Source organism: Streptomyces lavendulae subsp. lavendulae (genome assembly GCF_002803845.1).
GTDB lineage: Bacteria > Actinomycetota > Actinomycetes > Streptomycetales > Streptomycetaceae > Streptomyces > Streptomyces lavendulae.
In genome coordinates, this window is the sequence record NZ_CP024985.1 from 889386 (window position 1) to 906248 (window position 16863).

At 76.0% G+C, this 16863-nt stretch carries 15 protein-coding genes; 8 read left to right on the top strand and 7 right to left on the bottom strand.

Annotated elements, in window-relative coordinates:
- Positions 1-63 precede the first annotated feature (63 nt).
- The 3 genes from SLAV_RS03975 to SLAV_RS03985 are packed head-to-tail and all read left to right on the top strand — an operon-like array spanning position 64 to position 2745.
- Entirely contained in the window at positions 64-1125 is a 1062-nt protein-coding gene (locus SLAV_RS03975; RefSeq protein ID WP_030228871.1) for a type III polyketide synthase, read from the top strand.
- Between the two features lie 7 nt (positions 1126-1132).
- On the top strand, positions 1133-1714 hold the full coding sequence (locus SLAV_RS03980) for an isoprenylcysteine carboxyl methyltransferase family protein (RefSeq protein ID WP_078950250.1): 582 nt from the start codon (positions 1133-1135) through the stop codon (positions 1712-1714).
- Positions 1711-2745, top strand: a complete 1035-nt coding sequence (locus tag SLAV_RS03985) for an NAD(P)/FAD-dependent oxidoreductase (protein WP_030228857.1) — start codon at positions 1711-1713, stop codon at positions 2743-2745. Before SLAV_RS03980 ends, SLAV_RS03985 begins: the two co-directional genes overlap by 4 nt.
- A gap of 51 nt (positions 2746-2796) precedes the next feature.
- Here SLAV_RS03985 and SLAV_RS40855 read toward each other — a convergent pair whose 3' ends face one another.
- On the bottom strand, positions 2797-3894 hold the full coding sequence (locus tag SLAV_RS40855; RefSeq protein ID WP_051840671.1) for a hypothetical protein: 1098 nt from the start codon (positions 3892-3894) through the stop codon (positions 2797-2799).
- 241 nt (positions 3895-4135) lie between these two features.
- Between SLAV_RS40855 and SLAV_RS03995 the strand changes: the two genes are divergently transcribed.
- Entirely contained in the window at positions 4136-5797 is a 1662-nt protein-coding gene (locus SLAV_RS03995) for a carboxylesterase/lipase family protein (RefSeq protein ID WP_234333528.1), read from the top strand.
- A 4-nt stretch (positions 5798-5801) separates the two neighbouring features.
- Positions 5802-6965 carry a serine hydrolase domain-containing protein gene (locus SLAV_RS04000; protein WP_030228850.1) on the top strand — a complete coding sequence of 388 codons (1164 nt, stop codon included), beginning with the start codon at positions 5802-5804 and terminating at the stop codon, positions 6963-6965.
- Between the two features lie 10 nt (positions 6966-6975).
- On the opposite strand, the gene SLAV_RS04005 is transcribed toward SLAV_RS04000, so the two are convergent.
- Both SLAV_RS04005 and SLAV_RS04010 read right to left on the bottom strand, forming a co-directional pair.
- Positions 6976-8418: a hypothetical protein gene (locus SLAV_RS04005; RefSeq protein WP_158740614.1), complete on the bottom strand. Its 1443-nt coding sequence runs from the start codon at positions 8416-8418 to the stop codon at positions 6976-6978.
- A gap of 82 nt (positions 8419-8500) precedes the next feature.
- Entirely contained in the window at positions 8501-9844 is a 1344-nt protein-coding gene (locus tag SLAV_RS04010; RefSeq protein WP_030228846.1) for a M64 family metallopeptidase, read from the bottom strand.
- A 177-nt stretch (positions 9845-10021) separates the two neighbouring features.
- Here SLAV_RS04010 and SLAV_RS04015 point away from each other — a divergent pair, with 177 nt between their 5' ends.
- Complete coding sequence (locus SLAV_RS04015; protein ID WP_051840668.1) at positions 10022-11422, top strand: helix-turn-helix transcriptional regulator; 1401 nt, start codon at positions 10022-10024, stop codon at positions 11420-11422.
- Between the two features lie 66 nt (positions 11423-11488).
- Here the strand turns inward: SLAV_RS04015 and SLAV_RS04020 are convergent, their stop codons facing one another.
- Together SLAV_RS04020 and SLAV_RS04025 are read right to left on the bottom strand one after the other, a co-directional pair.
- Entirely contained in the window at positions 11489-13012 is a 1524-nt protein-coding gene (locus tag SLAV_RS04020) for an MFS transporter (protein ID WP_030228842.1), read from the bottom strand.
- A 66-nt stretch (positions 13013-13078) separates the two neighbouring features.
- Entirely contained in the window at positions 13079-13636 is a 558-nt protein-coding gene (locus SLAV_RS04025) for a TetR/AcrR family transcriptional regulator (RefSeq protein ID WP_030228840.1), read from the bottom strand.
- A gap of 144 nt (positions 13637-13780) precedes the next feature.
- Between SLAV_RS04025 and rpmG the strand changes: the two genes are divergently transcribed.
- Positions 13781-13945 carry a 50S ribosomal protein L33 gene (rpmG, locus tag SLAV_RS04030; protein WP_030228839.1) on the top strand — a complete coding sequence of 55 codons (165 nt, stop codon included), beginning with the start codon at positions 13781-13783 and terminating at the stop codon, positions 13943-13945.
- Between the two features lie 131 nt (positions 13946-14076).
- Here the strand turns inward: rpmG and SLAV_RS04035 are convergent, their stop codons facing one another.
- Both SLAV_RS04035 and SLAV_RS04040 read right to left on the bottom strand, forming a co-directional pair.
- The gene (locus SLAV_RS04035; RefSeq protein WP_030228837.1) at positions 14077-14325 is read right to left on the bottom strand and encodes a DUF6158 family protein; all 249 of its coding nucleotides are present in this window, start codon (positions 14323-14325) and stop codon (positions 14077-14079) included.
- 52 nt (positions 14326-14377) lie between these two features.
- Positions 14378-15424 carry an AI-2E family transporter gene (locus tag SLAV_RS04040; protein WP_037686952.1) on the bottom strand — a complete coding sequence of 349 codons (1047 nt, stop codon included), beginning with the start codon at positions 15422-15424 and terminating at the stop codon, positions 14378-14380.
- A 113-nt stretch (positions 15425-15537) separates the two neighbouring features.
- On the opposite strand from SLAV_RS04040, the gene SLAV_RS04045 reads away from it, so the two are divergent.
- Entirely contained in the window at positions 15538-16851 is a 1314-nt protein-coding gene (locus SLAV_RS04045; RefSeq protein ID WP_030228834.1) for an MFS transporter, read from the top strand.
- The last annotated feature ends 12 nt before the right edge of the window (positions 16852-16863 follow it).

The window sequence follows — 16863 nt, forward strand, 5'->3', positions numbered from 1 at the left end:
TGCCCGTCGCGCACCCTTCGCGCCGTTCGCCCGATGACGCCCGTTCTTCCCTATGTTGGGCCAATGACACGTGTCCTGGCAGTGAGCAGCGTGTTCCCGCCCCACCAGTACCCCCAGCCGCAGATCACGGAGGCGCTCGCCCGCTGTCTGCCGCCCGGCACCGACCCCGCCCTGCTGCGCCGCGTGCACGCCTCGGTGCGGGTCGCCACCCGTCACCTCGCGCTCCCGCTGGAACGCTACGGTCCGGGCACCGACTTCGGCGCCTCCAACGCCCTCTTCGTCCGGTGCGCCCTGGACCTCGGCGCCGAGGCCGTGGAACGCGCCCTGGCCGGGGCCGCGCTGACGGCCGGGGAGATCGACCTGGTGCTGTCCACGACCGTCACCGGGCTGGCCACCCCCTCCCTGGAGGCCCGGCTGGTGGCGCGCACCGGGATGCGCCCCGACGTGCGCCGGATGCCGCTCTTCGGCCTCGGCTGCGCGGGCGGCGCGGCCGGACTCGGGCTGCTGCACGAACAGCTGACGGGCCGTCCCGGGCTGGCGGCCCTGCTGCTGTCCACCGAGCTCTGCTCCCTCACCCTCCAGCCCGCCGACACCTCGATGGCCAACCTGGTGGCCGGGGCGCTCTTCGGGGACGGCGCCGGGGCCCTGCTGGCGGTGGGGCCCGGCCATCCCCTGTACGACACCGGCGCCGGGCCGGTGGTGGTGGCGGCGCGCAGCCGCCTCTACCCGGGCACCGAGCACCTCCTCGGCTGGGACATCGGCCACTGGGGCTTCCGGATGGTGCTGGGCCGCGAGGTGCCGGAGCTGGTACGGCTGCACGTGGTGGAGGAGGTCGAGTCCTTCCTCGCCGCGCACGACCTCAAGCCCGCGGACGTCGACGCCTGGATCTGCCACCCCGGCGGCCCGAAGATCCTCGACGTGCTGGCCGGGGCCCTGGGACTGCCGGAGCACGCCTTCGCGCACAGCCGCCGCTCCCTGGCCGAGGCGGGAAACCTCTCCTCGGCGTCCGTCCTGCACATCCTCGGCTCCGTCGGGGCGGCCGGTCCGCCGCCGCCGGGATCGGTCGGGCTGATGCTGGCCTTCGGCCCGGGCTTCTCCTCCGAACTCGTCCTGCTGCGCTGGTGAGGCCCTGATGCCGACGACGACCCCCTACCTCCTGCTCCTGGCCCTGGTGGCGGCCGAGCGGATCGCCGAGCTGGTCACCGCCCGCCGCAACGCCGTGCGGAGCCTGGCGCTCGGCGCCCGGGAGTACGGCCGCGGCCACTACCCGGCCATGGTCGCGCTGCACACCGCCCTCCTCGCGGGCTGCGCGCTGGAAGCCCCGTACCGGCCGTTCCTGCCCGCCCTCGGCTGGACGGCGCTCGGCCTCGCGGTGGCGGCGCAGGGCCTGCGCTGGTGGTGCGTCGCCACGCTCGGGCCGCGCTGGAACACCCGGGTGCTCGTGGTCCCCGGGCTGCCGCTGGTCACGGGCGGGCCCTACCGGTGGCTGCGGCATCCCAACTACGTGGCGGTGGTGGCCGAGGGGCTCGCGCTGCCCCTGGTGCACTCGGCGTGGCTGACGGCGACCGCGTTCACGGTGCTCAACGCCCTGCTGCTGCGGGTCCGGATCACCTGCGAGGACCGGGCCCTGACCACCTGCGGCGGGACGGCGACCCCCGCCGCCGCTGCCGCCGGAGGTCCGGCCATCCCGAGTACCCCGGGGGTCGCGCCGTGATCGACCTGCTGGTCGCGGGCGGCGGCCCGGCGGGACTGGCGACCGCGATCCACGGCGCGCTGGCCGGGCTGGAGGTGGTCGTCCTCGAACCAAGGCCCACCCCGATCGACAAGGCCTGCGGAGAGGGCCTGATGCCGGGCGCCGTCCGCCGGTTCGAGGAGCTGGGCGTGACGGTGCCCGGCCGGCCCTTCCACGGGATCCGCTACGTGGACGGGGTCACGGGCCGCAGCGCGGAGGGCCTGTTCGGCGCCGGTCCCGGGCGCGGCACCCGCCGTACCGAGCTCCAGGCGGCGCTCGCGCGGCGGGCCGCGGAGCTGGGCGTACGCGTCCTCCCCCGGCGGGCCGACGAGGTGCGCCAGGACGGGCAGCGGGTCGGCGCGGGCGGCCTGACGGCCCGGTACCTGGTGGCGGCGGACGGACTGCACTCGCCGGTGCGGCGCGCCCTGGGTCTGGCGGTGGCGGCCCCGGCGGGACGGCCCGCGCGGTACGGACTGCGCCGGCACTACCCCGTGGCGCCCTGGAGCGACCTGGTGGAGGTGCACTGGGCGCACGACTGCGAGGCCTACGTGACCCCGCTGGGACCGGACCGGACCGGGGTGGCGGTGCTGACCTCGCGGCAGGCGCCCTTCGACGTCCAGCTGGCCGACCGCTTCCCGGAGCTGGCCGCACGGCTGCCGCCCCCGGCCCCGGGCGCCGGGGTGCGCGGCGCCGGGCCGCTGCGCCAGCGGGCGCGGACGAGGGTGTCGGGACGGGTGCTGTTCGTCGGGGACGCGGCCGGGTACGTGGACGCGCTGACCGGGGAGGGGCTGACCCTGGCGGTCGCGGCGGCGGGTGAGGCCGTACGGTGCGTGCGAGCTGACCGGCCGCAGGAGTACGAGCGCGCCTGGCGGGAGCTGTCGCGGGCGTACCGCGTCCTGACCTCGGCCCTGCTGTGGGCGCGCGGGCGGCCGGTGCTGGCCGGGCGGGTGGTCCCGCTGGCCGCGCGCCTGCCCGGGGTGTTCACGGGTGCCGTGAACCTGCTGGCACGGTGAGAGGGGCCCCGGCCGCGCAGTAAGCGGCCGGGGCCCCTCGTCCGGGTGGGGTCAGGCGGTGCCGCCCGTCCCCGTGTGGGGCGGCCGGTGCATCAGCGCCAGGCCGGCCAGGACCGCTCCGGCGCCGGAGCAGAGCACCGCCGTGACGCCGGCCCACGGGTACGCCCCGCCGAGCGCGCCCAGGAGCGGGTCGAAGAACACGACACCGCCCACGACGTGCAGGGTGACCACCGCGAGGGCGGCCACGGCCGAGACCCGCCAGACCACGGCGGTGTCCCGTACGGCCAGCAGCGCGCCGACGAGGAGGCACAGCAGGGCCGCGGCCGGAGCCGTCCACCGGGCGGGGTCCCCGGCGGGCAGGGCCGCGGCCAGGTCCTGCGGCAGGTGCAGGGCCCCGCACAGCAGCAGCGCGGCGGCCGTGGGCCAGCGCAGGACGTGGCGCAGCGCGCCCCGGTCCCGGGCCGGGACGGTCACCGGCCCGGGGGGCGCCGCGGGCACGGGCCGTCGCTCCGGGGGCGGCGGCGGTGCCAGGGGCGGCCGGGTGGGCCGGAGCGCGGCCGGAGCCCCGCCGCAGGGCCCGCCGGGGAGCCCGTCCGAGGGCCCGCCGGGGAGTCCTCCGGGAGGGCCTTCGGGGAGCCCGTCGGCAGCATTTTCGGGCCCCAGGATGCTCGCCAGGAGGGCGACGTCCTCGATGGAGCGGCCGACCGCCGCCGCCCGCAGGGTGATGTCGGCTTCGGCCTCCTCCTGGGGCTGCTCGGCCAGCAGGGCGACCATCCGCCGGACCTCGTGGACGGGTCGGGCGACGGCGGCCGCGCGCAGCGCGTCGTGGCCGGGGCTGGCGGGTTGGCCGGTCTGCTTCAGGAGGCTCACCAGGGCGGTGACCTCCTCGACGGGGCGGCAGGTGGCGGCCGTCTCCAGCAGGGTGCGCATCGGTTCGCTGTGGGGTTCGGGGTGGTTTCCGGCGCCGGGCCCGGGCTCCGGCGGCGGTGGCATCGGGGCGGGTGGGGCGGCCGGGGCGGTGACCGGCGGGGCGCCGGCGGCGGGGTCCCGGGTGCCGTCGGAGGCGCCGGCCGAGGTGGGGTCCGGGGTGAGGGGTGGACCGTCGCGGTCGTCGTGTGCGGTGGCCGCGAGGGTGCTGGGGTCATTCATGGAAAGCTCCGTTCGCCGACACGCGGGTCTACACGTCGCGCGCCGGTCATCGTGCGTCATGGGAATCGCACGCTTCGTTACATTCAGCGCCACGGACGGGCACTGCGCCATTCGGGGCGGGCAAACGGGTCTGTGCCCCCGCCCGTACGGGGCCGCGGGCCGGACACGCCCGGGCCGTCGCCCCTCGGGGGCGGCGCGCGGGGGAGAGTGGGCCGGTCCCGTCGCCGAGGAGGACGCCGCCGTGCCGGATGCCCGCCCCGCCCGCCGCCCGGCCCTCGCGCGGCTGCTCCCGGGCGCCGTGCTGTCCGCGCTGTTCCTGCTGGGCGCCGCCGCCGTTCCGGGAGCGCCCGCCGTGGGGACCGCTGCCGCGCCGCGCCCGGTCGTGGCCACCGCCGAGGGGCCCGTACGGGGGCGCGCGCACGGCCCGTACGCGACCTTCGAGGGCCTCCCCTACGCCGCCCCGCCCACCGGGCCCCTGCGCTGGCGGCCGCCGCGCGCCGCCCCGCACCGGACGGGGGTGCTCGACGCGGGGGCGCCGGGGGCCCGCTGCGTCCAGCTGCCCGCGCTCGGACCGGGCGGGGCCCGCGGCTCGGAGGACTGCCTGTACCTGAACGTCACCGCTCCCGCGGGGCCGGGCCGGGGGCGGCCCGTGATGGTGTGGTTCCACGGCGGCGGCTTCCGCAACGGCGCCGGGGACCCCTACCGGCCGGAGCCACTGGTGGTGCGGGGCGGCGTGGTGGTCGTCACGGTCAACTACCGGCTCGGCGTCTTCGGCTTCTTCGGACATCCGGAGCTGGGCGGCGCCCCCGACTTCGGGCTCGCGGACCAGCAGGCGGCGCTGCGCTGGGTCCGGGCGAACGCGGCCGCCTTCGGCGGGGACCCGGACCGGGTCACCCTCTTCGGGGAGTCGGCGGGCGGGCTCAGCGTGTGCGCGCACCTGGTGTCCCCCGCGTCGGCGGGACTGTTCCGGCGGGCGATCGCCCAGAGCGGGTCCTGCTCGACCGCGATGCCGCCGTACGCCCTGCTGCCGACCCTCGGCGCCTACGAGCCCTTCGTGCCCGAGGAGCGCACGGTCGCGGCCGGAGTCGCGGCGGCGGCCCGGCTCGGCTGCGGCGACCGGCCGTCCGGAGCGGTCCTGGAGTGCCTGCGCGGCCTGGACGCGGGCCGGCTGGCGACGACCGCGCTGATGGACGGCTTCTCAGGGGTCTCCTACGGCAACGCCCTGCTGCCCCTGGAGCCGCGCCGGGCCCTGGAGGCCGGACGCTTCCACCGGGTTCCGGTGGTGCAGGGCACCACGCTGGACGAGATGCGGCTCTTCGTCGCGCAGACCCTGGCCGCGTACCCGGTGGACGGTGAACGGGGCTACCGGGAGCGGCTGTCGGCCTCCTTCGGCGGCTCGGCCCCGGCCGTCGCGGCCGCGTACCCGTCCGCCGCCTTCCCGACGGCGGCGCTGGCCTGGGCGACCGCCCTCTCCGACGCCTCCTTCACCTGCCCCGCGCTGCGCGACGGCCGGGCGCTGGCCCGGCACGTGCCCACGTACGGGTACCTGTTCGGGGACCGGGACGCGCCGAACGCCACCGGGCTGCCGGAGCCGGCGGGGTTCCCGTACGGGGCGGCGCACGGCTTCGAACTGCCCTACCTCTTCGAGCAGGTGCCGCTGGCGGCGCCGCAGCGCGGCCTGTCCCGGGCGATGACCGGCTACTGGACGCGCTTCGCCCGCACCGGCTCACCGAACGGGCCGGGCGCCGCCGAGTGGCCGCGCATCGCCCCCCGTGCCGCCTCCGTGCTGATACTGGCTCCGGGGCCGGGCGGGATCCGTCCGGTCGGCGCGGCCTCCGCACACCACTGCGACCTGTGGGACGCGCTCCCGGCGCCCGCCCCCACCCCGTCCTCCGGAAGGTGAAGCCATGAGCGCTCTGCACGAGGTCCTGGAACCGTACGTGGGCGGCGCGGGGGCGCCCGGGGCGGTGGCCCTGGTCGCGCGCGGCGACCGGGTCGAGTCCGTGGCCCTCGGGTACGCGCGGGCGGGCGGGGACACCCCGATGGCTCCGGACTCGCTCTTCCGGGTGGCGTCGCTGACCAAGCCGGTCACCGCCGCCGCGGTGCTGATGCTGGCCGAGGAGGGGCTGCTGACCCTGGACGCGCCGGTGGCCCCCTGGCTGCCGGAGCTGGCCTCGCCGGTGGTCGTCCGCCGGCCCGACGGGCCCGTCGACGACGTGGTGCCGGCCCGGCGGCCCGTCACCGTCGAGGACCTGCTGACCTTCCGGGCCGGCTGGGGCTTCCCGTCCGACTTCGGCCACCCGGCCGTCGGGCTGCTGTTCAGCGAGCTCCGGCAGGGGCCCCCGCAGCCGCAGGGGGTCGCACCGCCCGACGAGTGGATGGCGGCCCTGTCCCGGATCCCGCTACTGCACCAGCCCGGCGAGGCGTGGCTGTACAACACCTGCTCCGACGTCCTCGGCGTGCTGATCGCCCGGGTGTCGGGGCGGACGCTGCCCGGGTTCCTGGCGGAGCGGATCTTCGGGCCGCTGGGGATGGCCGATACCGCGTTCTCGGTCCCGGAGGGCGTGCTGGGCCGGTTCACGGGCTGCTACCGCGCCGGTCCCGAGGGGGGTGCGCCGGAGCTGGTGGACGCCCCCGACGGCCAGTGGAGCCACCCGCCCGCCTTCCCCTCGGGCGCGGGCGGTCTGGTCTCCACCGCCCCCGACCTGTACGCCTTCGCCCGGATGCTGCTCGCCGGAGGGCGCGCCGAGGACGGGCGGGTGCTGCTGAGGCCCTCCTCCGTACGGCAGATGACGACCGACTGGCTTTCGCCGGCCCAGCGCAGGGGCGGCGAACTGTTCCTGGAGGGGCAGGGCTGGGGTTTCGGCGGTTCCGTGGACGTCACGGTCCGGGATCCGTGGAACGTCCCCGGCCGCTACGGCTGGGTGGGCGGTACGGGCACGGCCGCGCACATCGTGCCGTCCACCGGGACGGCCGCCGTCCTGCTGACCCAGCTGGAGATGAGCGGCCCGACCCCGCCCCCGGTCATGCGCGACTTCTGGACCTACGCGGCCGGGCCGGGACGCCCCTGAACCGGCGCGGTCACCCGGCCGGCCGGTCCGGGTGGGCCCCGGTCGCCGCGGCCAGGAGTTCGGGCAGGGTGCCGGGGTGGTGCCGCAGCAGCGGAAGGAGGGCCGCCCAGCGCCCGGCGGGGACGTGGCCCGAGGCCCAACGGGCCACCAGGGCGGCCGTTTCCACGTGGAGGGCCGCCCGTCCGCTCCAGGCAGCGTTCGACACCGCCCCCCAGCCGGAGCCCTGCCCGACCCAGGAGGTGAGCACGCTCGCCGGGCGGACGAGCGGGACCGCCTCGGCCGCCGTCAGCAGCCCCCGCTCGATCGCCGCGCCGAGCTGGTCGAGGGTGACGGCGGCGGCGTCGTCCCGGGTGTCGTAGGCGACGCGCAGGGTCCCCAGCGCCCGGCGCGCCGAAGCGGCGCTCTCCCCCAACGGGCCGGTGTCGCCCGGTGGTTTCCACTCGGGTACCCAGGGGGTGCGGTGCGGCCGGTGCGGCTCCGCGGCGGCCGGCGCCGGTGCGGGCGGCGGCAGCGGGCGGCCGGGCCGGGCGGGACGTCCGGTGCGCAGGACGACGGCCACCGCGGGCGGGCAGTCGGGGCGCTCGGCGAGCAGGACGGCGGCGCTCCGCGGGATCCGGCGGCCCAGCCGGGCGGCCGCGAGCAGACCCCAGTCGAGGCGGTAGGGCTCCTTCAGGATCAGGTACACGGCCCGCCGGGCCTGCTGTTGCCCCCGGTCGGCGTGGTGTTCGGCCCGCAGTCTGCGCAACAGGGCCCCGGTGCCGAGCCGGCGTTCGAGCACGGTGTCGAGGAAGGGTTCCGGGTCTTCCTCGGCGCAGGCCGCGAGGACGTCGGCGCCGACGGGGTCCTCGTCGACGCAGGGCAGGCGGGCCGCGACCGCGCGCACCCGAGCCACCCCGCCGGCCGCCCGTACGGTGTCCCAGGCGGCGGCGCGCGTGGTGATCCAGAACCCTCCGCCGCCCCGCTCGGCCCGCCCGGTGCCGTGGCGCGGGTCGAGGAGGGCGGCCGCCGCGAGGTCGGGGTCGGTGGACAGCAGGTCGCGCCGGTGGTCGTACGGGTTGTACGCGCGGCCCGCGGCCGTGGCGGCGGGGTCCCGCAGCCGCAGCACGCGCATGCTCTCCGGGCCCAGCAGGTGGTTCTCGCGCAACGCGGTGTCGATCGCCGGGACCTCCAGGCCGAGCAGGGCCAGTTGGGTCCGCTCGCTCCTGGCCGCGCGGGCGAGTGCGGTCCGCAGCCGGTCGCCGCCCAGGCGCAGGACGGCTTCGGTGACCGGGGCGGGCGGGTCGAAGCCCATGTGGAACAGGGCGCGGTCCACGTCGAGCCAGGCGTCCAGGGCCGCGCAGCGCTGGTGGTAGGGGATCAGGGTGGCGAGGCAGGTGAGGTGGAAGCTGCGCGTCATGCGCTCGGAGGCGGACAGTGCCTCCGCGGGCCGCGCGTCCCGCTGTCGCTCCGGCACCGGCGCCACCCCTCCCCCAGGTGTGCCGGTTCCTCCCCGGCACACCCGCCGCACCCTACAAGACCGTTCGCCGGCGCCCCGGTCAGAGCCGGACGGTCCAGGCCGCCTCCGAGGTGAGGGTGCGCGCCACGGCGGGATCGCGGACGGCGGGGGTGCGGTCCTCGGCGGTCACCGTCAGCCGGTGGGCGCGCAGGTCGAGCAGCCACAGGTCGGCCACGCGCACCTCGCGCCGGCCCTCGAACCGCTTGAGTTCCCGTCCGTCGAGGTACCAGCGCACCACCAACTGGCGTCCGTCCGCGCCGGCCAGACGCGGAACGGCCGCCTTCGCGGTGTGCCGCAGCCGCAGGACGCGGTCGGTGGGGGTGAGCGGGGTGACGAGGTTGGCGTGACGGTGGAACCCGCCGATCATCGCCTCGACCCCCGGGAGGTTGAAGGGCTTCCCGAGCACCCGCATGATCGAGTTGTCGGTGGGGCGGTAGAGGCCTGTGACGTAGTAGCCGCCGCCCTCGTACGCGCCGACGGTCCCGCCGTCGGGGGACGGTTCGCCCAGCCAGCGGTACCACTTGGCCCGCTGGGCCGCCATCCGGTCGGCGTCCAGGGTGGAGGTGTTGGAGTCGGCGGGCTCGGGGCCGGTGTACTTCTCGTAGTCGGGGACGCCCGGGTAGAAGTACTCGTCGGCGAGCTTGCCGAGGGAGTGCCCGGTCTCGTGGATGGCCACCTGACCGGATTTGGGGTGTCCGGCGGAGGCGGTGGAGATCCCCTCGTAACCGAGGGTGGGGCTGGGCTCGTTGTACCCGGCCCCGCCGTACTTGGCGCTGTTGGCGAGGACGATGACCAGGTCGGCGGCGGGCGCCTTGGCGACGTACGCGTCCACCTTGGGCTGGTCCACGCACAGCAGCCGCTCGATGGACTCGCACCAGAAGTACGAGCCGAGCGCGGTGTCGCGGACGCTGTCCGGGCCGGGGTCGCCGGAGACGCCGGACTGGGCGGAGACGGCGTCCACGGTCCAGACGTTGAAGAGGTCGCGGTAGGTCGTGTAGGGCTCGACGGCCGTGACCTCGGCCCACTTGGCCCGGGCGTCGGCGTGGAACTGCCCGAGCTGGTCGGCGGTGTAGCCGTCGCCGATCACGACCACGTCCAGCCGGTCGGCGGTGGGGCCGTTGTCGATCATCTTGGTGACCTGGCCGTCGGCCTCCCGGGCGGCCCCCGAGAGCCGGGCGGCGGCCTTGGCGGCGCCGGTGGCCGGTACCCGGACGTGCCCGGAGCCGGCTTCCCCGCCGTGCTCCGGCCCGGGTATCTCGACCTCGACGGCGCTGCGCCGGGGCGGGTCGGCCGCCGCCACGGGCGCGGTCGCGGTCAGGAGTGCGGCGCTCGCGCAGAGCACGGCGAGGGCCGCGCGCAGGGCCGGCCGGACGGCTGGTGTCATCAAATCCTCCGCCTGGAGCAGGAGTGGGGGTGGGGGGCCGGAGAAGCGGAATTAAGCAGCCACTTAAGTCAGCTGAACCGGCTGCTTAAATTAGGCGGCGCGCGGGGCGTGCGCAATGGGTGACTCCCGCTCGATACTGGGGAGTTGGAGCCAGCGGCAGCACAGCGAGGGGCAGTCATGGACGAACCGGCCGAGATCGGGCGCAGGGTGCAGCGACTGCGCGGGGAACGGGGCCTGACCCAGCGGCAGTTGGCGCAGCCCGACTACACGCCCGCCTACGTGTCCACCCTGGAGGCGGGCAAGGTGCGGCCGTCGGAGACCGCCCTGCGCTTCCTCGCCGGACGGCTCGGGATCTCGTTCGAGGAGCTGGCCACGGGACGCCCGGCCGGCCTGGCCACCGCACTGCGCCTGGACCTGACCGACGCCCAGAACACCCTCGCCACCGGCACGGCGCGGGAGGCGGCCCGGCACTTCGGCCGGCTGCTCGCCGAGGCGGAACGCCTGGACCTCACCGACGAGCGGGCCGAGGCCCTGCTCGGACTCGGCGAATGCGCCCTGGAGTCCGGGGCGCTCACCGAGGCCGCCGGGCACTTCGGGGCGGCGGAACTGCTGCTGTCCGGGGAGCCGCTGCCGCGGCGGGCGCGGGCCGTGCGCGGCCGCGCGGTCGTGCACCTGCTCGCCGGTGAACTGCGCTACGCCTGCTACCTGCTGGAGTCCGCGATCGACGCGCTGAACGCGGGCGGCCTCGGGGACCCGGAGGCGCTGGTGCTGCTCTACACCGCGGTGATCGGCCCGTACCTGGACATGGGCGCACGGACCCGGGCGGCGCAGGCGGCCGAACTCGCGCTGGCCCTGGCCCCGCAGGTCGGGGACCCGGCGCTGGTGGCGGGCATGCACCGGCAGGTGGCGCGGACGTTCCTCGCCGAGGGGCGGACGGCCGACGCCGACGCCGCCCTGGCCAAGGCCCAGGCGGTGTACGGGCAGCTGCGGCTGCGCAAGGACCTCGCGCTCTGCCACTGGATGCGCGGCTACGTCCGGGCGCAGCACGGGGAGCTGGACGCGGCCGAGCGGGAGCTGCGGTGCGCGCGGGAGATGCTGGCGGCCCGGCGGGCGGCGCTGTACACCGCGCAGGTGGAGGTGGAGCTGGCCGACGTGCTGCGGCGGCTCGGCCGCCACGACGAGGCGGTGGAGCTGGTCTCGGGACTGCTGGAGCCGGACGCGGCCGACGGGGGCGTGGACGCGGGGGCCGTGCACGCGGGGGGCGCGCACCGGCTGCTCGGGCTGATCGCGCAGGAGCGCGGGGAGCCGGAGGCGGCCGAGGAGCACTACGTACGGGCGATGTCGCTGCTGGAGCGCAGCGGGGCAGACGGCGATCTGGCGGACGTGTGCCGGCTGCTCGGGGACCTGCTGCGACGGGCGGGCCGCACGGAGGCGGCGATGGACGCCTACCGCACCGGGCTCGGGCACCGCGCGGCGGCCCCGGGCACGACCACGCTGGGCCCGGCCCCGGCATCCCCGCACCCGGCCGCGGTGCGGGCCGGGGGCCCGGAGACGAGGCCGCTCCCGGCGCCGCGGTGAGGGCGGCGCCGGGAGCGGCGAACGGGGGGCCGTACTGCCGGGAGCACGGCCGGGACGGCGGACCGGTCAGTGGTCCTCGGTGGGCCGGAGGTCGTGCGGGATCAGCGCCCAGGTGGTGGCCGCGGCGGCGACCGCGAGGGCTCCGGCCAGCAGGAACGCCGGGGTGATCGCCAGGGTGTAGGCCTGCGAGGCCGTCTCCAGCAGGGCCTGGCCGACGGCTCCGCCCAGCTGCTGCGCGGTGTGCGCGGCCTCGCCCACGGAGTCCCGGACGGCGCCGGCGGCCGGGCCGTCCAGGTCGAGCACCGGCAGGTTGCCCCGGTAGAGGGCCGCGGCGGTGCTGCCGAGGACGGCGACTCCCATCGCGGACCCCAGCTCGTAGCAGGTCTCCTCGATGGCGGCGGCGCTGGAGACCTCGTCGGCGGGCGAGGCCGAGATCAGGGTCACGGATGCCACGGTGGTGGCGAGGCCCGCGCCGAGGCCCATGACCGTCAGGGCCGCCGCGAAGGCCGGGTAGCCGAGATCGGTGAACTGCTGGAGGGTCCAGGGCAGGGCCATGCCGGCGGCGAGGACGACCAGTCCGGCGCCGAGGACGTGCCGGATCGGGAAGCGCTGCATCAGCGTGGGCGCGACCATCGAGGCGCAGATCAGGGCCAGTGGGGCGGGCAGCAGGCGCAGTCCGGCCTCCAGCGGGGTGTAGCCCTGGCCGTACTGGAACCACTGGGTGACGAGGAAGAGGATCGCGCCCATCCCCATCATCGGCAGGAAGATCGCGGTGGCGGCGACGCTGAAGGCGGGCTTGGTGAACAGCCGTACCTGGAGCAGCGGGTTGTCCACGCGCAGCTGGCGGCGGACGAACACGGTGAGCGCGACGAGGGCCACGGCCAGCAGGGCCCAGGGCAGCGGGTCGCCGGCTCCGGCCTTGCCGAGTTCCTTGATTCCGCCCGCGAGGGCGAGCATGCCGACGATCGACTGGGCGACACCGGCCCAGTCCCAGCGGCCGGTGCTGCGCGGGTTGCGGGATTCGGGCAGGTAGCGCAGGCCGGCCGCGACGATCACGGCGGCGACGGGGAGGTTGAGGAGGAAGGCGGAGTGCCAGCCGTAGTCCTGGACCAGGAGGCCGCCGACGACCGGGCCGAAGGCCATGCCGCCGCCGAAGACGGCGGCCCACACGGCGAGCGCGAAGGCGCGCTCCTTGGCGTCGGTGAAGACGGTGCGCAGGATCGACAGGGTGGACGGCATGATGGCCGCGCCGCCGATGCCGAGCAGGGCGCGGGCCGCGATCAGGTGCCAGGCCTCGGTGGAGAACACGGCGATCAGCGAGGCCGCCGAGAAGATCGCGAAGCCGGTCATCAGGAGCCGCTTGCGGCCCCAGCGGTCACCGAGGGCGCCGGCGGTGACCAGCAGGCCGGACAGGGCGAGCGCGTAGACGTCGATGATCCACAGCTGCTGCACGGCGCCCGGCTGGAGGTCGGCGACGAGCGAGGGGAAGGCCACGTTGAGGATCGTGGTGTCCATCGAGATGAGCAGGAGACTGCCGGAGAGGATCGCCAGGACGATCCAGCGGCGCGGGTCCCGCGTGGGGGTGTGCATGGGATTCCGTTCTGGTGTGTGCACGGGGTACCGCCCGGGGGCGGCCGATCAGGCGGTGGGGGCGGGCTACGGCCCGGGGGGACGCGCTCCCGTGAGGAAGGAGGTCAGGACGAGGCGGCCGATCTCGCGGCGGGCGAGGTGGCCGTCGCGCACTCCTTCGGCGGCGGCGTCGAGCAGGCCCCAGAGGGAGTACCAGATCCAGTACGGCGGCAGGTCGACGCGCAGCCGTCCGAGCCGCTGGCCGAGGGCGAGGAAGGCGAGGGCCCGCCGGTCCTGGCGCTCGATCCCGGCGCGGAAGGCGGGGTCGGCGAGGACGGTGGCGTCGCGCGAGGTGAACTCGTACAGGTGGGCGGCGGGCAGCAGGGCGACGACCAGTTCCTCCAGCGCCGCGTCGAAGGACGCGGCGTCGGCGCTGTCCGGGTGCAGGCCGGCGGGGGCGAGGCAGCCGTCGACCACCTCGATCGACCGGGCGGCGACCGCCTTGATCAGCGCCTCGCGCGTGGCGTAGCGGCGGCTGAGCGTGGCGCGGCTGGTGCCGACGCCGGAGGCGATCTGCAGCATCGAGGCGCTGTGATCGCTCGCGAGGACGCGCGCCACGGCGTCGAGCAGTTCTTCGTCACGCATGAATCTGATCCTCCTTCGCCTCGAACGATACATATTTGTCTCAGTCGATGCAAAAGATTCTCAGTCGATAAGCGATCGCCTCCCACGCGCGCACCCATCAGGGCTCACTATTGAAAATGGGAGCCATTCCCATATACTGCTCGCATGGCACGCAACGATGTACGCCCGATCGTCCGGCTCCGCTCCACCGCGGGCACCGGCCACACCTACGTCACCCGCAAGAACCGCCGCAACGACCCCGACCGGATGGTGCTGCGCAAGTTCGACCCCGTCCTGCGCCGACACGTCGACTTCCGCGAGGAACGCTGACCCCCGGCCCCGGCCCCTGCCCGTCGCCGACTGAGCCCGCAAGGGCTACGCCGTCCGGGTTTCGCCGGGGCCGCGCCGGGCAGAAGGCGTGTGCCGCCCCGCGCATTCGCGGGGCGGACCAGGTTCCGGCGTCAGTCCTCGGCCCCGGTACGGGCACGGGCTCCCGTACGGGTACGGCCGGCGGCGGTGGCGCGCCGCGGGTGGCGGCGGAGGTACTCCTCCTCCAGCTCCTTGAGCCGCTGGGTGTGCGTGGCCAGCGCGTCGTCCGACCCGTGCAGCAGGGTCTCGTGGCGCGTGCGGTGGATGGTCTCCAGCTCCTTGAGCAACCGGCCGTCCTCCAGCTCGCCCGCCGCCGTTCCACGGGCCGTGTGCTCCGCCATGGCAACCGCCTTCCACGTCGCCCCCACGTTCCACGGTAAGGGGACCGCGCCGTCACGGCGGCCCGGGAGCGGGCGTGCGCAGGGCGCAGCGGACCGACCAGACCACCGAGACCAGCGGGACGGCCACCACCGCGCCGACCACGCCGGCCGCGATGGCACCCGCGACCACCGACACCGCCACCACCAGCGGGTGCAGCCGTACCGCCCAGCTCATCACCAGCGGGTGCAGCAGGTGCCCCTCGATCTGGCCGATGACCACGATCAGGGCGACCACGACGCCCGCGATCAGCGGCCCCTTCGCCGCCAGGGCCACCACCGCGGCCACCGCGAGGGCGACCGGCGACCCGATGAGCGGCACGAAGGCGGCGACGAACTCCAGCAGGGCCAGCGGGACGGCCAGCGGGACGCCGAGGAAGAAGAGGGCGACCCCGACCAGGACGGCGTTCGTCGCCGCGACGAGCACGATCCCGTGGGTGTAGCCGTTGAAGGTCCGCCAGGCCGCACGCCCGCCGATGGCCACCCGCCTGCGCACCCAGTCCGGGAACTGCTCGCAGAACCAGACCCACTGGCGGTCGCCGCCGTACAGGAAGAACACCGAGGAGAACACCGCGAGCGCCAGCGTGGTGAACACCTGCACGAGCTGCCCGGCCCCGGTGACGGCCGTGTTCAGCAGCGTCGCGCGGTGGCTGGAGACGTAGTCCCCGAACTTCGACTGCAGGGCGGACAGGGCGTGCGGGTCCAGCCGGAAGGGGGGTCTCGCCAGCCACCGTTCGATGCTGCCCAGGCCGTCGCGGAACTCCCTGACCAGGGTCCCGCTCTCCCCCGCCACCGCCTCGCCGACCAGGGCGAGCACGCCCAGCAGCAGCACGGCGCTGCCGACCAGGCTCACGGCGACGGCGACGGAGCGGGGCATCCAGCGGGCCAGGATCCGGGCGGGCGGGCCCAGCAGGGCCGTGATGACCAGGCCGAGGAAGAGGGCCACGGTGATCTCGTGGAACCGGCCCAGGACGACGAAGACCGCGTACACGGCGGCGCCCACGACCAGCAGGCGCCACGCGTAGGACGCGGCCGTGCGCAGGAACGGGGACACCGGCGGCATGCACCATGGGTGCCACGGCGGGAGGCCGATGCCACGCGCGGAGCCGCGTATTCGCCCGTCCGGGGAGAAAATGCGTTGCCGTGACGGGTGGGGGCCGCGCACGATGGCCCGTCGTGAGCAGCTCCCGTTTGTCCTCCGTACTGCCCGATCTGTCCCCTTGGCGCTCCAGCCGTGACTTCCGGCTGCTCTTCTTCCAGGGGACGGTCACCTTCTTCGGCTCGTTCATGGCGATGATCGCCCTGCCCCTCCAGATCAAGCACCTGACGGATTCGCCGCTGGCGGTCGGGGCCATGGGCGCGGTGGAGCTGGTCCCGCTGCTGGTCTGCGGGCTCTACGGGGGCGCCCTCGCCGACGCCGTCGACCGGCGGCGGCTGATCCTGCTGACCGAGGCCGGGCTCGGGGTCCTCGCGCTGGTGCTGCTGGTGAACGCGCTGCTGCCGCATCCGCTGCTGTGGCCGCTGTACGTGGTCGCGGCCGGGGTGTCCGCGCTGACCGGGCTGCAACGGCCCGCGCTGGACTCGCTGATGGCGCGGATCGTGCCGCACGACCAGCTGAGCGCCGCGGCCGCGCTCAACGGGCTGCGCTACCAGTTCGGGGCGCTCGCCGGCCCGGCGCTGGCCGGCGTGGTCGTCGCGTACGCCGGGTACGCCCCCGCGTACTGCGTCACCGTCGCGGGGTTCCTCGTCTCGGTGCTCCTGTGCACGCGGCTCAGCCCGGCGCCCCCGGTCGGCGGCGCGGCGCGCCCCTCGCTGCGGGGGATCGCCGAGGGGGCGCGGTACGCGTGGAGCCGGCCCGTGCTGCTGGGCACGTACGCCGTCGACCTGGCGGCGATGTTCTTCGCCTTCCCGAACGCCATCCTGCCCTTCCTCGCCGACGAACTCGACGCGGTGTGGGCGCTCGGCCTGATGTACGCGGCGGGCGCGGTGGGGTCCCTGGTGCTGGGGCTGACCAGCGGCTGGGTGTCGCGGGTCCGGCGGCACGGGCTGCTGGTGGTCTGCGGGGCGGCCGTATGGGGTCTGGCGATCGCGGCGGCGGGCTGGTCCTCCGGGATCTGGGTCGTCCTGCTGTGCCTCGCGGTGGCCGGCGCGGGCGACATGCTGAGCGGTCTGGGACGGGCCACGATCTGGAACCAGACGATCCCGGAGGGGCTGCGCGGGCGGCTGGCGGGCATCGAGGTGCTCTCGTACAGCTGCGGTCCGCAGCTCGGCCAGGTCCGGGCGGGCACCATGGCCGGATGGACCGGTACCCGTCCGGCGTTCTGGAGCGGCGGACTCGCGTGCGTGGCCTCGGTGGCACTGCTGGCCGCGCTGCTGCCGAAGCTGATCTCCTACGACGCCGACACCGACGAGGACGCGGCCCTGCGCCGCGCCGCCCGGGAGGCGGAGCAGGCGGGCCCGCCGCCGCGCGAGGAGGCCGCAACGGCCTGACGGACCGTGGGG